The following is an 18,618-nucleotide window of genomic DNA, read 5'->3' on the forward strand; positions in this document are numbered from 1 at the left end:
CGTCCTCTCTTCGTTTCGAATAGGATATAGCTCCAGCTTAACGGGTTATCCCTGACAACCTATTGTCAGTGTAGCGGAACAGCTTCGAATTTTTCTCCGTTTTATTCTCCGCCAGCCTTTTCCTCGGTTAGTATTTTACATACATAGTAGTATATTAATTTACTTATCGTATCATTTCGTATACAATATGCTTATTCATACGGTACAGCATAGCTTCCGCCATAATGAAGCAGGCGGCCTGCATACAAGAAGGACGGTGAGACCGCATGAACCAGGAAACGGACGTATCGACGCGACGCGTCATCCTCACGATGCTCAAGACCAAAGGAGCGCTTAGCGTAGGGGACATGTCGAAGCAGCTAGGCATCACGGAAATGGCGGTGCGGCGGCACCTGAACACGCTGGAACGGGATAATTTGATCGAATCGAAGCTGGTGCGGCAGGCGATGGGACGACCTTCGCATCTGTATTCGCTGACATCGAATGCCGACGACTCATTTCCTAAAAAGTATCAGCATCTCGCGTTGGACCTGCTGGAAGAGCTGGAAGCTTCCCTGGGGGAAAACAACGTGAACCTGCTGTTCGAGCGGCGCAAGGAGAGGCTGATCGGCCGCTATGGAGAGCGCATGAAAGACAAGCTGTTCGACGGACGCGTTCAAGAGCTGGCCGAGATTCAGAATGCCAATGGCTACATGGTCGAATTGGAGCCGACGGAGGACGGCGGTTATCTGCTGAAGGAGTACAATTGCCCGATCTCTCAGGTAGCCAATCAATATAACCACGCTTGCCAATGCGAGCTCGCGATGTTTCAGCGTCTGCTCGGTCCGGAAGCCGAAGTGGAACGGACGGAATGTCTCGCCAAAGGCGGTGGCAAATGTACGTATGCCATTCGGCCAAACCAATAAAAAACCATCTCTTCTGCCGGATCTCCGCAATGACTGCTGGATCTCCGCAAGAGATGGTTTTTTGCCGTTTCAGGAAGGGGGAGCCGCGTCGTTTTCGGGCTTGGGCCGTTTGTTTTGGGCCGTTCGCAGGTTCGTCGTATACGTTATGCCGACAGAGAGCAGCCCGAACAGGATGAACGCGATAATTTTGTCCATAGCCGGACTCCCGGACAGATCGAACAGTATCGTCTTGACAGCGAGGCAGATTAGCGTCAAGGAGCCCAAGGCTTGAAGCGGCTTCCGCTTCCGGTAAGCGCCCCACAACAGCAGCAATAGCGCGTACAAGCCCCAGACAGCCGACAAAGTAAGCTGCAGGTTAAGCCGTGGGGATAGCCCGTAATAGGCAAAGAAGCTATATGTTCCGCAGGCAAGTCCTCCGCCGACGGCCAGATGGCTGAGGAAGGCGAAGCCGTTGGATAGCATCCGGTTGTCGTCTTCCCGCAATCGTTCGAAGCGGCCTTTGACCGACAAATAAAATCCTACGGCGGCCAGCAGCGCCCAAGCCAGCATATTCCCGTGAGCGAACGGGGAGAGATTGCCGAACGGGTCCGCCTCTGCCGCATTCCATGCGCCAAAAATCCAGTAGCCGAAGACGCCCAGCCAGACGACGGCCGCTACCCCTCGGAGCGCACCCCATCGTTTTACGGTGCCAAGTCCCAGCATGGCGATAGCGGCGGGAAGCCATACAAATACATGAGTGACCGGTTCCAAGGTCCGTTCCTTGAGAAAGTGGAGCGCTGCGAGGAGTATAAGCATCATCCCGCCGAACAGCTTCATCAGGACGATCGTAGATAATTCGGGTAACCAGCGTCGGATCAGGCAGGCCAGGATGACGTACAGCATCCCCATGAACAGCATCGGGTAGGCGATCGGCACGACCCGTTCCCACAAGACGAACGCCCAGAAGCCGAACACGGCTGCATTCGCGATACCCAGGAACAGGTCGGCGCCTTCGTCTGCACGTTTCTTCCATATGGAGACGGACAAGGCGCCAATGTAAAAAATATAAATCAGAAGCGCATACCGGTATGCAAGGCTCCAGCCTTCGGCGGCATCCGGCTGGAGCTTCAAGTAAAATAAGAAATACAACAGCCATGTGCCTGCAAATGCGGTGAATTTCAGCTCGTTCCAATCGAGCCGGAGACTGAGGGTAAAATAGACGACATTCAATGCCAATAAGCCGGCCCAGAGCATCCAGCCTTCATCCGGGCCCGGGCTTACAATCAGGAGCGCCGGCCATCCTCCGAGCAGTGATACGTTCATGAGGAGTCTCGACTGCCATTTGAAGGCGATCCAGCTTGCCCCTGCCGCAGTGACCAGCATGCCCGTACCCGACGGAGGCCCTTGCCCTAGCGTAAGGCAGAGCCCGTATAGAAAGACCCCCAGAATCACCACGGCTCCGGGCCAACATGACGGCAACCTGCGCAGCCGTTCTTTCATGCCCAACGTTCCTCCCTCGATATCGTGTTCCGTACTTAGTTACAATAATTGTAAGGGAACGAGGGAGGAGGGGATAAGTACTAATTTCATCTAGTACTGGAACGCACGTTCGATTTCTGCTGTTACTTGTTCAACGGGATGCTTTCCGAACCGAGCTGCAGAAGGTTCAAAATAAAAAAAAGAACAGGTCTGCCGCGGTTAGCGGGACCTGCCGTTCTTGGTCATCGTATCGGTTTCCTTTTCCTTTTCTTTGATTTTCACAGGTGCCGGATCGATTCCGAAGCGCTTGCTGTATAAGCTGTAGGTCGAACCGGTCACGGTCCTCCCCGGGATTTCCGCCGGAAGGCCCCGCTGCGTTCGCAAAGAGGCGATCGCTGCGGTAAGCTCGTCTTCTTTGACAACAATGAAAGGGCTGTCCCACCGTCCGTCCAGATGGATGAATTCGATATGGTCGGGCTTCAGCTTCTGGAAGGAGAGCACGAACCGGCGAAGCTCATCGGCAGGGATATCCGTTTTCACGCTTTCTCCGGCGATTTTCAGCAATCCGCTCCATTGGGTAATCCCGCTGAACGACGTCATCTTTTGCAGCAGCTTATCGAGCACTTCCTGCTGGCGCTGGTTGCGGGCGAGGTCCGAGGACTCTTCGGTGCCCCGGTTGGATTTGCGGTAACGCAGGAAATCAAGCGTTTGCTTGCCGTTTAACGTCTGATACCCTTTTTTCAGATTGATATCCGTACCGTCTTCATCATCGACGTAGCGCATATCCATATCGACGTTCATTTCGATTCCGCCGAGCTCGTCGACGACATTGCGGAAGCCATCGAAATTGATCGCCGCCATATAATCGATCGGCACGTTGAACATGTTGCCGTACAGCTCTTTCGTCTTCTGAATCGCGGTGTCCTTGTCCTGTATGTAATAGTACGCGTAATAGTAGTTCGCTTTTTGGCTGGAAAGGCCGAACTCCCTCGGCTTCATCTCCAGATCGCGGGGGATGGAAACGATTGTGGCGGAGCGGGTCTCCGGATTAAGCGAGACAAGCATCAGCACATCGGTGTTCAGCGTGCCGCCGCTGCCTTCGCGGCTGTCGATCCCTGTCAGCAGAAAGGTCATCGGCTTGAAATTCTCCGTAGAACCAACCAGACCGTTCAATCCTTGCTGGGTCGTCTTTACCGGCGGGGCCACGGACATATTTTCCAGCGCCTTGTCGGCTTGATGCAGCAAATATCCGGCGTAAGCGACAGCGCCTGCGCCAAGCAGGGCAAGACCTATAATAACATTCCGCAAGGTTTTGCGGGGTTTGATCGTTATATTTTGTCGGGAAGGAACCATCATTCAACCTCCTGTTAACGCTCTTTCAAAACACTGTCTACCATGTTAACGCAAAACATGGAGCAAAAGGTTACAAAAATATTAAAAATTCGCCAAATCTTTTGTCATCGTTTTGTTACCTTCTTCTTTCGACAAACGATTACAATGGAGGGAGATACTCTTCTTTACCCTAAAATGAGCCCGATCACACGTATTCGGCCCGTTGATTGATTTTTGCAAGAGGAAAGGCTATCATGTGAAAAAAACGAAACCCGGACGTTCGGACCACCGCTTGGGGAGTGACATATGACGATGAAGAGAAAAGCGGCGGCGGCTTGGCTGGCGCTGGTTTTAGGCTGTACGGGCTGCGGCTTCATGGGACAGCCGGGGGCATATATGCGGCTGCCGAAGCTCCCGGCCGAGCAGGAGGCGCTCAAGCAGACGATCGAACGGTCGCTGCCGGAAGGCGCGGCGTTGATCCGCCCCCGCAAGGCGGAGCAGAAGGGAGCGTTCTCGCTGATCGATTTGGACGGTGACGGCAGCGAGGAAGCGGTGTTCTTTTATAAGATCAAAAACAAGGAACAGCTGAATGGCGAAATATGGAGAATGAAGGACGATTCGTGGCAGCGTCTTGACCGGTTCGAGGGCGCCGGCTTCGAGCTGGATTCGCTGACGTTCGACGATGTGGTGCAGAAGGGCCGGAAGGACGTTATCGCGGGCTATTCGACGGGAGCGGAATCGGCCAAAGGCTTGGCAGTCTATTCCTTGGAGGCCGGACGGATGGTAAAGAAGCTGGAGCTGCCGTATACGGACTATGTCATTGACGATCTGAACGGAGACGGAAAGAAAGATGTAACGGTCATTGTACACGACAGGGGAGTATCGTCCAACGCAGTCCTCTATCAATATGATAACGAGCTTCGCAAGCTGGGTAACGTCCGTTTGGATTCGACCGTGAACGATTATTATAACGTGCTCGGAGGGCGCGTGTCGGCGGACAAGCGAGGCGTCGTGCTCGATGCTTCGGTAGGCGCTCATTCCTCGTATACCGAGCTGCTTGTGTACGAGGGAGGGAAGCTCAAGCGGGCGCTTAATCCACAAACGACCTACAAAGCCTACTCGGGCAAAAGCGAAGACGCCGACGGCGACGGCATTATCGAAATATCCGGCATGTACGATCCGCCGGGCTACGAGAACGAGGCGATGGCCAACATCCCTTGGATCGAGACCTTCGCCAAATGGGACGGCGGACGGGGACTTACGACGGGGCTGGAACGTTACTATAGCGGCGAATACGGGTATACCTTTGACATTCCGCCGGAGTGGAAGGGCCGGTTTACGGTGAAGAAGTCGGAGGCTTCCGTCCGTTTCATGGATACCGGAGACGGGAAGCTGCTGGCCGAGATCCGGGTATTCCCGCAGGCGGAATGGACGGATGACAACAAGTCATGGATCGTGTTGAGCCGGACGATGGATCAAGTATATGCCATCGATGCGAACGGGGCGGCTTATCGAAGCTTTTTCCGCTTGCTATCGGAAGCGAGAGCCGAAGGGGGGAGCCAGACGCATGAGTAAAATACTTATTCTGGAGGACGAAGATTCGATTCGCAGCTTTGTCGTCGTCAATTTGAAGCGGCAGGGGTATGACATTACGGAGGCGGTTACCGGGGACGAAGCGCTGGCGCTGCTGAAGCGGGACGACAGCTTCGATATTGCGCTGCTCGACGTCATGGTGCCGGGGATCGACGGCTTCGAGGTGTGCCGGCGGGTGCGGGAGTTTAACGAGCGGATCGGCATCATCTTTTTGACGGCCAAAGTGCAGGAGCAGGACAAAGTGATGGGGTTGTCGCTCGGAGCGGACGATCATATCGGCAAGCCGTTCAGTCCGGGAGAGCTGATGGCGCGCATCGGATCGCTGCTGCGCCGTGTCCGCAGGCAGCCAGCCGGCGGGGAAGATAGCGGCACGCTGCGCTCCGGTCCGTTCGAAATTCATCCGGACAAAGTCGAGCTCCGCAAAAACGGAGAACGGATCGATCTGACCCCGACCGAGTTTGCTTTGATCCAGCGCCTGATCGAAAAAGAAGGCTCCCCGCTAAGCCGAAACGATCTGCTCGATGAGATCTGGGGCGTCCAATACATCGGAGATCCGAAAATCGTCGATGTCAATATCCGCAGGCTCCGTCAAAAAGTAGAGGAGGACCCGTCCGCTCCGAAATTTATCGAGACGGTATGGGGCTTCGGCTACCGCTGGCAAGGGCGGGAAGCCTCGACATGAAGCTGCGACGAAGTCTGAGGCGGCAGGTCGTCATGCGCTTTTTGGGGATCGTTCTGCTAACGCTCCTTCTGATGGAAGGCGTCTTTTTCTTTGCCGTCCGCCAGTTTTATTATAACGGCATCGCCAATGTGCTGACCAACCATGCCGTTGTCTCGGCGAACTTTTACGCCAATTTTGCGGGGGACTTGTTTTACAATAACTTGAGCCAGCATTTGAACCGGATGGTACAGTATTTCGCTTACGAAACGGCGGAGCTGGAAATTGTGGACCGTAACGGTACGGTGCTGGCGGCATCGAGCGGCTTTGCCGTCCAGGAGAGTATTCGGACAAGCGATGTGAAGGAGGCTTGGGCGGGCCGGACGGGGGTATGGACCGGGAATCAAGCGGTGACCAACGAGCGCGTGATGGCCGTCTCCAACCCGCTCGTCTACCAAGGGCAGACGCTGGCGGTGATCCGGTATGTCACTTCCTTGACGGAGGTAGACCGGGTGCTGCGCACGATTTACGCCGTATCGGCTGGCGTCGGCGTCGTCGTGCTGCTGCTGGTGCTGCTCGTCAGCCTTCCCTTTGCCAATTCGATCGTCCGGCCGATCAAGCGGATGACGGCCGCATCCGCCGAGATGGCCAAAGGCCGGTTCGATGTGCGGGTCAACGAATCGTATGACAACGAGATCGGCGAGCTGGCGGGGACGCTGAATTATATGGCTCGCGAGATCGTGCGCAGCGAAGCGCTGAAGAACGATTTTATTTCTTCCATTTCTCACGAGATTCGGACGCCGCTGAGCAGCATTAAGGGATGGAGCGAAACGATTCTGACCGGCGGCATGGACGACAAGGAAGAGACGCGGCTCGGGCTTGGCATTATCGCGAAGGAAACGGACCGCTTGATCGGCCTCGTCGAGGAGCTGCTTGACTTCTCCAGGTTGCACCAGAAAAGCATAACGCTCGATCTCGCCCGCGTGCAGATGAACGAGCTGCTGGGGGAGGCGGTGCTGCAAATGCGTTCCAAAGCGGAGCAAAAGCGGATCGATCTTCGATTGAGCGTACCATCCGAACTCGTGACGGTCATCGGGGATACGAATCGGCTGAAGCAGGTTTGTTTGAATTTGATCGATAACGCGATCAAATTTACCGGGCCGGATGGACGCATTGCTATTTCTCTGGAGCGGGAGGACCGGGACGCCGTCGTGCACATTGCGGATAACGGCATCGGGATATCGCGCGAGCATCTAGGTAACGTTCAAACGAAGTTTTATCAGGCGGACCCTAAAGCGGAAGGAACCGGCATCGGACTCGCCATTTGCCGGGAAATCGTCAACTTGCATCAAGGTGCGATTCGGCTCGATTCGGCAGAAGGGGAAGGAACGACGGTCACGGTCCGGCTGCCGTTGGAAGAGGCTGAGGCTCAAGGGGCGGAAGCCTCCGGCACGCCATTTGACAAGCCTGAAGCGGATGGGGGATAATGGAAAAGATCGGGGCGAATCCGCATCCATTCGCACGTTCGACTTTTTCACTTTCTGGAAAGGGAGGATGAATGATGTCTTACGATGTAGCGATTATCGGAGCAGGACCTGCAGGAGCAAGCGCCGCCCTCTTCACGGCGAAGGCGGGCAAGAAGACGCTGGTGATTGATAGCGATCAGAGCATTACGAAACGCGCTTGGGTGGAGAACCACTACGGCGTAGCCGAGATTACCGGGCCAGACCTGGTAGAGATCGGGAAGAAGCAGGCGGCGAAGTTCGGAGCTGAACTGGTACAAGGCAAAGTTGTCGCCGTTGCGAAGGAAGGCGAAGGATTCCGCTTGGAGACGGAGAACGGAAGCTACGAAGCGAAACATGTCGTGCTCGCCACGGGGCTGAACGCCGAACTGGCGCAGCAGATCGGCGTGAATACGAAGCCGGGAACCGAGCCGCGGATCAAAACCGTTGTCGACGCTACTCCGGAGGGCAAGACGAACGTGCCAGGCATCTGGGCGGCTGGGACCGCAGCGGGCGTGAGCGTGCATACGATCATTACCGCAGGCGATGGAGCCAAGGTGGCGATCAATTTTATCAGCGAATTGAACGGCGAACGGTATGTCGACCATGACGTGTTAAAAGCATAAATGTTCAAAAAGGCGGCCTCCAGCTATGGAGGGCCGCCGTTTTTTGTGTTGTAGCTCATTTTCGGCTTTCTGCGGGCCATCGGATTGATTTCCTACTCACGATAGGCTACGTTTATCTGTCCTCACAATGCGAAACCTGAGAGGATGCAAGGGAGGCTGTCGGTAGAGCTTAAAGATAGAGGAACCAGGATGAGTTATTTGAATGCTTTGGACCGCTGATGAGTACATAGCGGAACTCAAAGTGCATTAACCTTGTCGAAAAATGTGCAAGCTGCCGAGAACGAAGGCGTTAAGGCACTTCCAGTTCCGCTATGGAGGATTTGCCGTCGAAATCCAATCGAATAACGCACGGGCAGTTCCGCTATTTTGTTTGGGGCCAACTTACAAGCGGCCAAGAGTATGCCGTCGCTCGCCAACTCTTAAAGCTAGCTGCTTATAACCTAACTTGGAACTCGTCACTAGTAAAAAACCTGCTGCGTATAACTCTTCCACTTGCAACTCGCCCTTGCAGCTCGAGCTTGTATTTTTTCGCCTCCAGGGTTCTTTGTCGCTTGCGCCGGAAGTGCCGGTGAGGCCAATTCAAAGGGTTGCTTTAAGGCAGCAGGACGCAGGTTCCTCCTCCGATGCGATTCAGCCTCTGGACCGCTCTACAAGCCGGGCTGCTTTATCCCGCACCCAACCAAAGTTGCCGGCAGCGATTTCCTTCAGGTTCACGAGCGAGCCGCCGATGCCGACCCCGTAGCAGCCGATCTTTATAAAATCGGCGATATTATCCTCGTTTACGCCGCCGACCGCCATCATCGGAATGTGATTCAGCGGGCCCATCAATTCCTTGATATAGCCGATTCCAAGGCTGGCACCCGGAAATATTTTCACTGCCGTCGCCCCGGCTTTCCATGCTTTCACAACTTCCGTCGGTGTCATCGCTCCCGGAAAAATCGGAGCGCCGCGCTCCACAGCGTAACGGATCACCTGCTCGTCTGTGTTCGGAGTAACCAAATACGATGCCCCGGCATCGAGCGCTTTCCGCGCGTCGTCCACATCCACGACGGTCCCTGCGCCGATGTACATCCGTTCCCCGGACCGGGCTTGAAGCCGTTCGATCATGCCAAGCGCCCCCGGCGTATTCAGCGTTACTTCCATGACCGGCACGCCGCCGCTGAACAGCGCATCCGCTAATCCCTCGATATGCTGTTCCTCCACGCCGCGCACAATGGCGACGATCTTTACTTTCTCGATCAACTGCAGTCCTTGTTCCCGATTCATCCGCTGTATCCTCCCGTTATGACCTGCTTTTATCCTGTTGTCGCAGAGACAGGCCGCCATTTCATTGTCTTCATTATACCTGCTTTTTTTTAAATGCCAACTGTGCTAACCTGTACTTTATGGAAACCATGTTTAGGAGCTGATCCGAAAGATGAGCGTTAACGAACCGATCAAATTAACCTCTTACTCTACGAAAGGCGGATGCGGCTGCAAAATAGGTCCCGCGGATCTGCAGCAGGTGATCCGGACCCTTCCGCCGGCAACGCCCGACCCGAACCTGCTCGTCGGTCTCGATACGAGCGACGATGCCGGAGTGTACAAGCTGACGGACGAGCTGGCGCTGGTCCAAACCGTCGATTTCTTTACGCCTATCGTCGACGATCCTTACGCTTTCGGTCAGGTAGCGGCAGCCAATGCGCTCAGCGACATTTATGCGATGGGCGGGAAGCCGCTAACGGTGCTGAACATCGTAGCCTTTCCGATCAAAAAGCTGGATAAACAAGTGCTGGCCGACATTTTGCGCGGCGCGGGCGACAAGGTCAAAGAAGCGGGAGCGACACTCGTCGGAGGCCACTCCATTGACGATAACGAGCCGAAGTTCGGTCTCGCTGTCACTGGACTGGTGCACCCGTCCAAAGCAAAGACGAATGCGGGGGCCAAGCCAGGGGACAAGCTGATCCTGACCAAGCCGATCGGCGTCGGCATCCTGACGACCTCGATCAAGAAAGACGCTTTAAGCCCGGAGGAAATCGAACGGGTCACGAAGGTAATGACTACATTAAACAAGACGGCTGCGGAAACGATGGAGCCGTACGACGTGCACGGCTGTACCGACGTGACCGGCTTCGGACTGCTCGGCCACGCGGCTGAGATGGCCAAAGGCAGCGGCGTAGGTGTGCGCATTGGGAAGGCTCAGGTGCCTGTGCTGCCGCGCGTCCGCGAGCTGGCTGAGGCGGGCTTTGTCCCGGGCGGCACCAAGAACAATTACGCGCACCTCGAAGGGACCGTCGCCTTCGCCGAATCCATCGATCAGCTCGATCAATGGATTCTCTGCGACGCTGTGACCTCCGGCGGGCTGCTGATCGCCGTCGCCGCGGATAAGGCTGACGCCCTGCTGGACGACTTGCGCCGCGCAGGCGTCGAAGCTGCGATCATCGGCGAGACGACCGCCGATCATCCGGGCGAAATCCGCGTCCTGGAATCGCTGTAAGCAGCCGCCAAGGACGTGCAGCTATGCCGCAGCACGCCCGATATGAAGCAAAGGAGCGAGGACGCGTTGCAACAAGACATAACCGTGCAGGAGCTGCTGCGCCTGCATCAAGAACGGGAGCTGACGCTCGTCGACGTCCGCTCTCCGGGAGAGTTCAAAGAATTTACGATCCCCGGCAGCTTGAACATACCGCTTTTCGATGACCGGGAGCGGGCGGAGATCGGCACAACCTATAAGCAGGTCAGCATCGAAGCGGCTAAGCAGCGCGGACTTGAAATCGTGTCTGCCAAGCTGCCAGCCTTCATTAGAGAATTTCAGGCGCTTGGTCCGAACAAAGCTGTCTTCTGCTGGCGGGGCGGCATGCGAAGCCGGACGTCGGCCACGCTGCTGTCGCTTATGGGCATCCGCGCCTGCCGGCTAACCGGAGGCATCCGGGCCTACCGCCAGTGGGTTGTACAGACGCTTGAGTCGTTCGAGCATAAGCCCAGGGTTATCGTCATCGCCGGCCATACCGGCACCGGCAAGTCGCTGATCCTCCGCAAGCTGGCCGAGCGGGGCTATCCCGTGCTCGATCTTGAGCGGATGGCCGGGCACCGCGGCTCCATCTTCGGGCAGATTGGACTTGCGCCGAACAACCAAAAGACGTTCGAATCGCTGCTTGTCCACGAGCTGCTGCGCTATCAGGACCGGCCTTTCGTGCTGATGGAGGCTGAAAGCCGCCGGATCGGCCGGGTGGTGATGCCCAGCTTTTTGGCGGAAGCTAAAACAAGCGGCATCCCGATCCGGATCGAGGTACCGTTGGAAGAGCGGATACGGCACATCGTGCAGGAGTATCGGCCGGAGGAGCATGCGGACGCCTGCCTCGCTGCTTTTCGGCAAATTCACCGCCGGCTTCATACGCCGATTGCCGCGCAAATCGAACAGCATCTGCTGGACCATGAATTCGAGGAAGCCGCGGGGCTGCTGCTCGAATATTACTACGATCCGCGCTACGAGCACGCGGAAGAAAGTTATACCACGGAGGCGATCCGACTCCGCGTCCGTCATGCGGATGAAGCCGTGCAGCGAATCGAGCAAGAGCTGAAGCGGCTGTTCTAAGCCAAACTTTAAAGCCTGGGCAACCGGGCTTTTTTTGTTGCTTTTTTTTGGCAAGCTCCTCGTCCTTTTTTCCGGAAGTTGTGTCAAAATGGGCGCCTCCGTCTTATACTGTACTATCTCATAGGCATTCGTCTAGAAGCGGATGGGATGACGGAGGTGAAGGCCATGTGGTGGCAATGGGGAGCGGCGACCTGCATTTTTGCCTTTCTGGTGCTCATCGGTTTGGCTATACGCTTTGCGTATTTGGCGATTCGTGCCCTGAGGCATGCCGAGACTGCGCTTGATACGATGCAGCAGCAAGTGCGGCAAACCGCGGAGAGCACCGAAAGTTTGCTTCTGGTGTCGACCGAGGTTATGCAGGACCTGCAAGGCAAAATGCAAGCGGTCGACGCTTGGTTTGCGGCGGCAGAGGAGACGGGAGAAGCGGTGCAACGGGTATCCCGAATCGTGAAGTCCGCGTCACTCGCCATTGAGAGCACGGCACTTGAGGCGCGCAAAGCGTTACATAGCCATCGGGATACTGCAAACGACCTGATGGAGCTGACAGCCGCCGGCCTGCAGCTCTGGCATCGCCTGCAAGCTTCCAGACCCATGAAATCAAAGGAGTGAAGAATGATGGCAGCGGAAAAAAGAAATAAGGATTTGCTTGTCGGAGCCGTAATCGGCGGTGTGCTTGGCGCGGTGACAGCACTGCTGTTTGCGCCTAAATCCGGACGCGAGCTGCGCGCCGATTTGAAAGAAGGCTATCAACAGGTGAGCGAGAAGACGCAGCAAATCGCAGGCGACGTTGCGGAAAAATCGAAGCGGCTTGTCTCCGCCGTATCGGATAAAGCGCAGACTGCGGCGGAAAGCATCGGACGCACGACGTCGGAGATGGCTGGAAAAGCGAAGCAGGCGGCGGTTCAGGTGAGTCAGGAAGTGAAATCGTGGCGCAGCAATAAACCGGAAAACGGTACAGACGATGTAGCCGCAGCCGAAGCGTCGATAGCAGCTACAACGGTCGAACGCGAGGAACACTAAAGCTTGATTTGCAACAAAAAACGGGATCTTCGGCGTTATGCCTTAGATCCCGTTTGGTTTTGGCGGATGATTACCATTTGGACGGATCGATTTTGCTTGGATCGAGTCCTTCCCAAATGTTTTTAATATTCGCTTTGGCCGGGTCTTCGAACACCAGCCAGGCGGTAGGCAAATACCGTTCGCCGTATTCGCTGGATGGCTTGTTCAAAATCTGGTTGTCTTTGACCAGTACGGTTGAGGAGCCGCCGTCCAGATTGGCCGCTGTCACCGCACCGTGCTCCAGAAAAATGTTCTGGATATCGTACAACGTCGCCCCGATGCTGTATCCCGGCTGGCGTCCGTCGATGATGGCGAACATGATGGTGCCGTCAGCTTTTTGCGCCATTGAGGTACGGGGAGCGATTCCCCAGCCGTCGGCCTGATTTTTGATCATGCCCACGCCGTTGACGATAAACTTCGGAGCGAAGGTGACCGCTTCCTGAACGCCCATCTTGATCAGCTCGTTCGGCGTATATTTGCCCGCGATTAGCTTGCCTTCTTTATCGATGGCAACGATGTGATTGCGTGTGTTCATGCCGCCGTCGTTGTAGAAGATCTTCCCTCCGGACATGACGAGGCCGGTCGGCTGAAAGCCATTGCCTTTCCATTCCGGATCGACGAATCCGCCCGCATTGACGCCGGCAATGGCCCCCAATCGTTTAACCATCGAGGAAACCTTTTCTCCCTTGCCGCGTGTGCCCGGAACGGCGATGCGCAGCGTTTTTGGATCGTTCACGATCAGCAGCTTGCCTTTGAAATTTTTTCCTTCAATGTCTTGTATCTCAATAGGCGGCTTTTTTTCGACCACCGTTGTCGCCGGTTTATGGTCTACGCGCACAAGGTCCTTATCCTTGATTTCGGAATACGTGTCGAACTGCGCCCAGTACCGGTCAACCCGTTTTTTGAGCTCTTCCTCGCCGATGAGGTATTTCGCCCAATCGCGGTGCTGTGTCGAAATGATCGTATCAGCCATCATCAAGCGCAGATTCGTGCCGGTTTCCGTTAGAAAAAACCACAAGCTGAACACACTTCCGAACAAAAACATGAAAAAGAACGTATAAAGTGTAATTGAAGCCAAGGTGGACGAACGCCGTTTCTTCTTTTTAACCGGCTTCTTTTTTTTCTTTGCGGCAGCGGCAGCGGTCGTCTGAGTACGAGGACTGCCGGGCATCGGTACGGACATAATTCAAATCCTTTCCATGGATATGGTTAGACTCCATCCTCCTTTATAAACGAAATACAGCGAAAAAAGTTGCATGAAAGAAAACTTAAAATGTACCCATGAATCTTGTCGCAGTCTTGGGAGAACGGAAATTGAGCTGCTTTTGCGTCTTAATGTTTTTGGTGAGGGGGCTGACCAGCCTAGGGGTGGACCGTCTGCTTCAAATAAACTCTTCGGAAAATTTAGGGGGGGTTATAGAAGGGAGCGGTTGTGGTTCCAAGGGAGGAATAAACCGGCTTTTGAAGGGCGCCGACGTGCACGGATAAGGCTGGCAGACCTGCGGACTACCAGCCCAGAAAGCTAAGGCGTTATTTCTTAAGAAGTTCTTCCGGCGTTTCTGGGCGGTTCATAGTTAATGAATTTGTTACTACAAAAAAAGCGGCCAGAGCCATTAGTAATGAGTTTGCAATAATAGCTAATTTTTTTTTCAATGCAGTTGCCTCCTCTCAAAATATTTAATAATTTTGTAGGAATATCGTGTTGTTAAAACGGCTTGTATGATGAAAGCGGCAGTAAAAACTGTAGATTTGATAAAAAAGTTGCTGAATATAATTAGTAATGTAATTATTTTTAATAAAGGGTAAAATTTTTGAGGAATTCGGCTGACATCTTTAATATTATTAGGAGCTGTAAACAGCAAGATCATAAAGGAAATGGCATTAAGATAAATGGATATTTCTGTATACTCAGATGGTACATTGGCGATGGTTGTAAAAATAAAAATTGAAGTAATACAGCAAGCCAGCGAAGAAGACAAATGAACTCCTCCGCTAACATAACGAATCAACAAAAATACACATATACCAATAAACGTTTCGTCGAATCGGTTTGTAAAAACGGATATCAACAAGGAAAAGATTATAGCAAGACTCGTATTGATTGTTAAACTCAACGCGTATTTTAAAGCTATTTCTGATCCGGCATGTTCATTATTCTTACGTATGCATTTTGCCAAGTACGTTGCCATTGAATCGATAGGATTCATCTCTTGGACAGCCTTTCTCTTCTTGCTTTCCATAGTTTTTGATTATGTTTATACGAAAGCACGATACCAATAAGAAAAATGATTGCCAATACGATTGGAATTGCAATATGGTATTTTAAATCTCCCAATATTAAAGTTTGGACCTGAAGCGCGAATACGCTTAAGATAAGTATAGCCGACAACCAAAAATTGTATTTTTTCATCGAATCATTTATTGTGAAGTGAAAACCTATTTTATAGCGTTGTAAAAAAAGGATTAGCAGCACTTGAAAGGCTGTTACAACTAATTGCCAAGTAACAAAGTGAACTAGATTGGTCTGTATTAATTGCACTGACGTTAAATTCATCTGCATACCTATAACAGTGGCAAGACCTTCGAAAATGGCTGTTGCAATATTGGCAATGATGCACATGAAAAATGAAAAAAGAATAGGAAGTCTAAAAAATAAGGTTAGCAGCACGATTTCGATTACAAATATAGACAAAAATGCATAGTTAAATTGTCCCAGAAAATCACGTACATAAAACGAAACTAAAGATAGAATTAATGCGATAAAAAATACTTTATGTAGTGCATATCGAAAATATATACGGAAAGCGGATAAAACCAACAACACCATTGCGAAAAATTCAATAGTTGTAGACACCATTTTTACAAGAAAAGTAACCATGAGGAATCCCCTTTGAAAAACTATTAGTTAGATGGCTATTACAATTCGTATGGTAAAAAAGTCCTATCATAATACTGAATTGTTTTTGGAAAACTTTAGAATCGTTTACTTCAAGATAAGTTTAATATACACATAATAAGTACACAAGAAAATTTTTGTCGAAAATTGGCGGTTTTTAACTGTTTTGCTTTCGTAAGATATAGCGTAATACTGGGCATTGAAATATAAAAAACTATTAAGTAATAAAAAGAGAAGGCCGCACCCTCCTACGTATCCGCTACTTCCTTTATATATAAATAATGAATAAGGGCTATCAAAAGCACGGTTCCCAAGCTATACGCCAGCACGCTTTTGGTTCCTACAAGAAACAAAGACGAAATAATAGCCATCAACAAAATAAGCCCACCACTCATGATAAAAAATAACCTCTTGGTATAGGTCGGATTCGTAGAAGCCATTTTGGGGTTAAATTGAACGAAGGTGAATCCCACACGCATCTTTGAAAGTATCAATGCTGTTATCGAATTTAACGAACTTAAGAAAATCGCAGGTAAAAGTGTCGCTTCCATAGCCAAGGCAACAAACGCTTCCAATTGAAAACGGGTAATGAGTAAGTACATCAGCATTTCCGAAATCAAGTTATACAACAGTACGATAACACTGACCAACACTGCGCTCGTCAGACGAAGTCTGAAAAAAAGACTGAAACAGAGAATTGTGAAAAACGGCTGCAAAACGGCCAATCCCAAAAGCAGCAGCTTTGTTTGTGTGATAAGTGAAATTTGAGTCATGATGAGGGCGCTGATGATAATGCTCTTAAGATGAGGTACAAACTCTCGAATCTATCACTACGTTTGATTCAAGCAATCATGGCAAAGAAGCCTAGACTTTGGTAGTGTTAGAGGTAGAGGACTGCACTTTACCAAAGCAGGCTTTTTTTGCTCCAAAGCTACAGTGTACAAGAGTCCGTGCTGAACTTCAAGCGACTTTATGCCATGTTTTGGCATAGGAACGGCTCGGTCTGAAGCGGTATGGAGCGATGGTCTGCAGACAAAGAGAGGATACGCCTAATGACGGTTGACGTATATAGCGGAGCATGGTGGGACGAATTTAGCGTCTTCTTTTCGAATGAAGACTTGTGGGATAACGGAAGCCGAAGCTTACTGTTAAAGTATTTTGCGAAGTTTGCGGTTCGGGATGGAGGGCGGCGCGTGCTTGATGTCGGCTGCGGTCCGGGAATCGGTACGAAGCGCTTGAACGAAATGGGCTTTCTCGCGACGGGCGTCGATATTTCTCCGGCCATGGTCGAAACTGCCAAGGCAAGGCAGGTCGAGGCGTATTTGTCGGATTGCGACCCGATTCCCGAGGAAGACGGGACTTTCGATTATGTGTTCTGCTGTACGGTGGTAGAGTGGGTGCGGAATCCGTACGGGATGATTCGTGAGATGACCCGGGTGATCAAGCCGGGAGGCGGAATGGTTATCGCTTGTCTCGGTCCCGGCAATTTGCCGCACGAAGATGCGCTGAAGCGTCTGCGGGGCGAGACGACCAATTACAATATGCTGATGCCGGTCGAGCTGCATCGGCTGCTCTTGGACTGCGGGCTGAAGATCCGATCCATGACCGGTGCGCGAAGCCGTCATATCTCTCAAGAGACGTATGCCAAGCTCGATTGGATCACCAAATCGAACTGCAGCAATCTATGGATTATCGGAGCGGACAAGGAGGGGAGCTTGCTATGAACCTGGATCATTTCGGGCAGCTCGTTCGCTCCAGGCGCGAAGCCGTCCCGATGCTGCAAAAGGAGCTTTCCGCGGGCATTTGTACCCGCAGTATGATTTCACGGATTGAAAATGAGGACTACTTTCCGCACATCACGATCGTCGAAAAGCTGCTGGAGCGGCTTGGAATGCCGATTCTCGATTGGCTGGAACGGATGAGTCGGAAGGACCCCGAGCAGAAGGCGCTGGGGCTGATTCTCGAATACCTTCAGGAGAGATACGAGAAGGAACGGGATTACGAGACGATCCGGAAGTGGATGGAACAGTTGAAAGAGATACGGTTTGAGGTAAAGCCGGTGTATCGGGCCGGCCTGCATGCATTACAGGCATTTGTCGAAGACGTTCGGCAAAACTTCAAGGAAGCCGAGAGCGAATACAAGCAATGGATTGATCTGGCTCGGGAGCTGCAGGACATTCCTATGCTCGCCGCCGGCTTAAACCGGCTTTCGTTCATGTATGTGAACATCGATCCGGGCCATGCCTCCGAATGGATTGAAGAAGCTTATGCCCTCGTACAGCGGCACAGTGTCCCGCAGGAGCTTGCGATTTCGGTTCAGCTTACGATGTCCGCCTATCGCTACGGAATCGGAGAATACCATACCGCCATTTCGCTCCTTCAGGCTGTCAAAAGCAGAAAAAGGCTTTCCCCGATCTCCCGGTTTCGCTCGCATAATCTGTTGGGAAAATGTTACCAGGTCATTGGGAAGTATACGGATGCGGAGGAAGAATACAAGCAGACTGCCGCTTATTTTACGTACCATCCTTCGTTTGAGCTGATCTTTAACAATAATATTGGGGATTTGTATGCCGATATGGGAGAGTACAAGCTGGCCTTCGAGCATCAGCGCCGATCCTTGGAAATCGGAGAGGCGACCAAGCAGCCTTATTTTGTCGAGATTGCGCGGCTGCGGCTGGCGAAGCTGCATAACCGATGCGGCGAATACGAGGAGGCGGAAACGACCTGCCGCCAGATTATCGAGCATAGCTGGAATAGCCGCAACATCCATATGGCCAAGCTGATTTTATCCGAAACACGCTTCGCTTTGGGGGACGAGAACTGTACCGGAATGCTACTGGAAGTCGTTCGTTTTTTTCAAGAGCAGCCGGGAACGGATTCCGTCGAATACTTGAAGGAAGCGTATAAGCTGCTGGCCAAAGTCAACATGACACCTGAGGATACGGAGAAGCTGTTTCGTACCCAGGTGCGAATTTATTAAGGGAGGTTACACTTTTGAGGGGGTGACAAATTTCG

General features: G+C 52.5%; 19 protein-coding genes. 11 read left to right on the forward strand and 8 right to left on the reverse strand.

Features of this window, described 5'->3' with window-relative positions; genetic code table 11:
* Positions 1–266: 266 nt before the first annotated feature.
* On the forward strand, positions 267–905 hold the full coding sequence (locus QMG93_RS06510; protein ID WP_281934623.1) for a helix-turn-helix transcriptional regulator: 639 nt from the start codon (positions 267–269) through the stop codon (positions 903–905).
* A 69-nt stretch (positions 906–974) separates the two neighbouring features.
* On the opposite strand, the gene QMG93_RS06515 is transcribed toward QMG93_RS06510, so the two are convergent.
* Together QMG93_RS06515 and QMG93_RS06520 are read right to left on the reverse strand one after the other, a co-directional pair.
* Positions 975–2,384, reverse strand: coding sequence for a DUF2339 domain-containing protein (locus QMG93_RS06515; RefSeq protein ID WP_281934625.1), 1,410 nt, complete (start codon positions 2,382–2,384; stop codon positions 975–977).
* Positions 2,385–2,582: 198 nt separating this feature from the next.
* Complete coding sequence (locus tag QMG93_RS06520; RefSeq protein ID WP_281934627.1) at positions 2,583–3,719, reverse strand: LCP family protein; 1,137 nt, start codon at positions 3,717–3,719, stop codon at positions 2,583–2,585.
* Between the two features lie 288 nt (positions 3,720–4,007).
* Here QMG93_RS06520 and QMG93_RS06525 point away from each other — a divergent pair, with 288 nt between their 5' ends.
* From QMG93_RS06525 to QMG93_RS06540, 4 genes are all read left to right on the forward strand, one after another.
* A complete protein-coding gene (locus QMG93_RS06525; RefSeq protein ID WP_281934629.1) occupies positions 4,008–5,270 on the forward strand; it encodes a hypothetical protein in 1,263 nt (420 codons plus the stop codon).
* Positions 5,263–5,970: a response regulator transcription factor gene (locus QMG93_RS06530; protein WP_281934631.1), complete on the forward strand. Its 708-nt coding sequence runs from the start codon at positions 5,263–5,265 to the stop codon at positions 5,968–5,970. Before QMG93_RS06525 ends, QMG93_RS06530 begins: the two co-directional genes overlap by 8 nt.
* Complete coding sequence (locus QMG93_RS06535; RefSeq protein WP_281934632.1) at positions 5,967–7,433, forward strand: sensor histidine kinase; 1,467 nt, start codon at positions 5,967–5,969, stop codon at positions 7,431–7,433. The genes QMG93_RS06530 and QMG93_RS06535 overlap by 4 nt, the downstream gene beginning before the upstream one ends.
* Before the next feature lie 74 nt (positions 7,434–7,507).
* Positions 7,508–8,074 carry an NAD(P)/FAD-dependent oxidoreductase gene (locus tag QMG93_RS06540; protein WP_281934868.1) on the forward strand — a complete coding sequence of 189 codons (567 nt, stop codon included), beginning with the start codon at positions 7,508–7,510 and terminating at the stop codon, positions 8,072–8,074.
* A gap of 630 nt (positions 8,075–8,704) precedes the next feature.
* Here QMG93_RS06540 and QMG93_RS06545 read toward each other — a convergent pair.
* Positions 8,705–9,340 carry a bifunctional 4-hydroxy-2-oxoglutarate aldolase/2-dehydro-3-deoxy-phosphogluconate aldolase gene (locus QMG93_RS06545; protein WP_281934634.1) on the reverse strand — a complete coding sequence of 212 codons (636 nt, stop codon included), beginning with the start codon at positions 9,338–9,340 and terminating at the stop codon, positions 8,705–8,707.
* A gap of 151 nt (positions 9,341–9,491) precedes the next feature.
* On the opposite strand from QMG93_RS06545, the gene selD reads away from it, so the two are divergent.
* From selD to QMG93_RS06565, 4 genes are all read left to right on the forward strand, one after another.
* Positions 9,492–10,550: a selenide, water dikinase SelD gene (gene selD, locus QMG93_RS06550; RefSeq protein ID WP_281934635.1), complete on the forward strand. Its 1,059-nt coding sequence runs from the start codon at positions 9,492–9,494 to the stop codon at positions 10,548–10,550.
* Positions 10,551–10,616: 66 nt separating this feature from the next.
* Positions 10,617–11,648: a tRNA 2-selenouridine(34) synthase MnmH gene (mnmH, locus tag QMG93_RS06555; protein ID WP_281934637.1), complete on the forward strand. Its 1,032-nt coding sequence runs from the start codon at positions 10,617–10,619 to the stop codon at positions 11,646–11,648.
* A 165-nt stretch (positions 11,649–11,813) separates the two neighbouring features.
* Positions 11,814–12,257: a DUF948 domain-containing protein gene (locus QMG93_RS06560; RefSeq protein WP_281934638.1), complete on the forward strand. Its 444-nt coding sequence runs from the start codon at positions 11,814–11,816 to the stop codon at positions 12,255–12,257.
* Positions 12,258–12,263: 6 nt separating this feature from the next.
* On the forward strand, positions 12,264–12,668 hold the full coding sequence (locus tag QMG93_RS06565; RefSeq protein ID WP_281934870.1) for a YtxH domain-containing protein: 405 nt from the start codon (positions 12,264–12,266) through the stop codon (positions 12,666–12,668).
* Between the two features lie 70 nt (positions 12,669–12,738).
* On the opposite strand, the gene QMG93_RS06570 is transcribed toward QMG93_RS06565, so the two are convergent.
* The 5 genes from QMG93_RS06570 to QMG93_RS06590 all read right to left on the reverse strand — a co-directional run bounded on the left by QMG93_RS06570 (position 12,739) and on the right by QMG93_RS06590 (position 16,376).
* Positions 12,739–13,890 carry a phosphodiester glycosidase family protein gene (locus QMG93_RS06570; RefSeq protein ID WP_281934641.1) on the reverse strand — a complete coding sequence of 384 codons (1,152 nt, stop codon included), beginning with the start codon at positions 13,888–13,890 and terminating at the stop codon, positions 12,739–12,741.
* A gap of 347 nt (positions 13,891–14,237) precedes the next feature.
* On the reverse strand, positions 14,238–14,360 hold the full coding sequence (locus QMG93_RS06575) for a cyclic lactone autoinducer peptide (RefSeq protein WP_108529963.1): 123 nt from the start codon (positions 14,358–14,360) through the stop codon (positions 14,238–14,240).
* Complete coding sequence (locus QMG93_RS06580; protein WP_281934644.1) at positions 14,357–14,914, reverse strand: accessory gene regulator B family protein; 558 nt, start codon at positions 14,912–14,914, stop codon at positions 14,357–14,359. Before QMG93_RS06580 ends, QMG93_RS06575 begins: the two co-directional genes overlap by 4 nt.
* Positions 14,911–15,585, reverse strand: a complete 675-nt coding sequence (locus tag QMG93_RS06585) for a hypothetical protein (protein ID WP_163854913.1) — start codon at positions 15,583–15,585, stop codon at positions 14,911–14,913. The genes QMG93_RS06580 and QMG93_RS06585 overlap by 4 nt, the downstream gene beginning before the upstream one ends.
* 266 nt (positions 15,586–15,851) lie before the next feature.
* Positions 15,852–16,376, reverse strand: a complete 525-nt coding sequence (locus tag QMG93_RS06590) for a hypothetical protein (RefSeq protein WP_281934648.1) — start codon at positions 16,374–16,376, stop codon at positions 15,852–15,854.
* 279 nt (positions 16,377–16,655) lie between these two features.
* Here QMG93_RS06590 and QMG93_RS06595 point away from each other — a divergent pair, with 279 nt between their 5' ends.
* Positions 16,656–17,327: a class I SAM-dependent methyltransferase gene (locus tag QMG93_RS06595; protein ID WP_281934651.1), complete on the forward strand. Its 672-nt coding sequence runs from the start codon at positions 16,656–16,658 to the stop codon at positions 17,325–17,327.
* Positions 17,324–18,583 carry a helix-turn-helix transcriptional regulator gene (locus tag QMG93_RS06600; RefSeq protein WP_281934653.1) on the forward strand — a complete coding sequence of 420 codons (1,260 nt, stop codon included), beginning with the start codon at positions 17,324–17,326 and terminating at the stop codon, positions 18,581–18,583. Before QMG93_RS06595 ends, QMG93_RS06600 begins: the two co-directional genes overlap by 4 nt.
* The last annotated feature ends 35 nt before the right edge of the window (positions 18,584–18,618 follow it).

Origin of the sequence: Paenibacillus tyrphae, from assembly GCF_027925525.1 — a bacterium.
Taxonomy (GTDB): Bacteria; Bacillota; Bacilli; order Paenibacillales; family NBRC-103111; genus Paenibacillus_G; species Paenibacillus_G tyrfis_B.

Bases quoted from the DNA above. Each gene is read 5' to 3' on its own strand.
- QMG93_RS06510 (WP_281934623.1), top strand. From the start codon at position 267: ATGAACCAGGAAACGGACGTATCGACGCGACGCGTCATCCTCACGATG.
- QMG93_RS06515 (WP_281934625.1), bottom strand. From the start codon at position 2,384: ATGAAAGAACGGCTGCGCAGGTTGCCGTCATGTTGGCCCGGAGCCGTG.
- QMG93_RS06520 (WP_281934627.1), bottom strand. From the start codon at position 3,719: ATGATGGTTCCTTCCCGACAAAATATAACGATCAAACCCCGCAAAACC.
- QMG93_RS06525 (WP_281934629.1), top strand. From the start codon at position 4,008: ATGAAGAGAAAAGCGGCGGCGGCTTGGCTGGCGCTGGTTTTAGGCTGT.
- QMG93_RS06530 (WP_281934631.1), top strand. From the start codon at position 5,263: ATGAGTAAAATACTTATTCTGGAGGACGAAGATTCGATTCGCAGCTTT.
- QMG93_RS06535 (WP_281934632.1), top strand. From the start codon at position 5,967: ATGAAGCTGCGACGAAGTCTGAGGCGGCAGGTCGTCATGCGCTTTTTG.
- QMG93_RS06540 (WP_281934868.1), top strand. From the start codon at position 7,508: ATGTCTTACGATGTAGCGATTATCGGAGCAGGACCTGCAGGAGCAAGC.
- QMG93_RS06545 (WP_281934634.1), bottom strand. From the start codon at position 9,340: ATGAATCGGGAACAAGGACTGCAGTTGATCGAGAAAGTAAAGATCGTC.
- selD (WP_281934635.1), top strand. From the start codon at position 9,492: ATGAGCGTTAACGAACCGATCAAATTAACCTCTTACTCTACGAAAGGC.
- QMG93_RS06560 (WP_281934638.1), top strand. From the start codon at position 11,814: ATGTGGTGGCAATGGGGAGCGGCGACCTGCATTTTTGCCTTTCTGGTG.
- QMG93_RS06565 (WP_281934870.1), top strand. From the start codon at position 12,264: ATGGCAGCGGAAAAAAGAAATAAGGATTTGCTTGTCGGAGCCGTAATC.
- QMG93_RS06570 (WP_281934641.1), bottom strand. From the start codon at position 13,890: ATGTCCGTACCGATGCCCGGCAGTCCTCGTACTCAGACGACCGCTGCC.
- QMG93_RS06580 (WP_281934644.1), bottom strand. From the start codon at position 14,914: ATGAATCCTATCGATTCAATGGCAACGTACTTGGCAAAATGCATACGT.
- QMG93_RS06585 (WP_163854913.1), bottom strand. From the start codon at position 15,585: ATGGTTACTTTTCTTGTAAAAATGGTGTCTACAACTATTGAATTTTTC.
- QMG93_RS06590 (WP_281934648.1), bottom strand. From the start codon at position 16,376: ATGACTCAAATTTCACTTATCACACAAACAAAGCTGCTGCTTTTGGGA.
- QMG93_RS06595 (WP_281934651.1), top strand. From the start codon at position 16,656: ATGACGGTTGACGTATATAGCGGAGCATGGTGGGACGAATTTAGCGTC.
- QMG93_RS06600 (WP_281934653.1), top strand. From the start codon at position 17,324: ATGAACCTGGATCATTTCGGGCAGCTCGTTCGCTCCAGGCGCGAAGCC.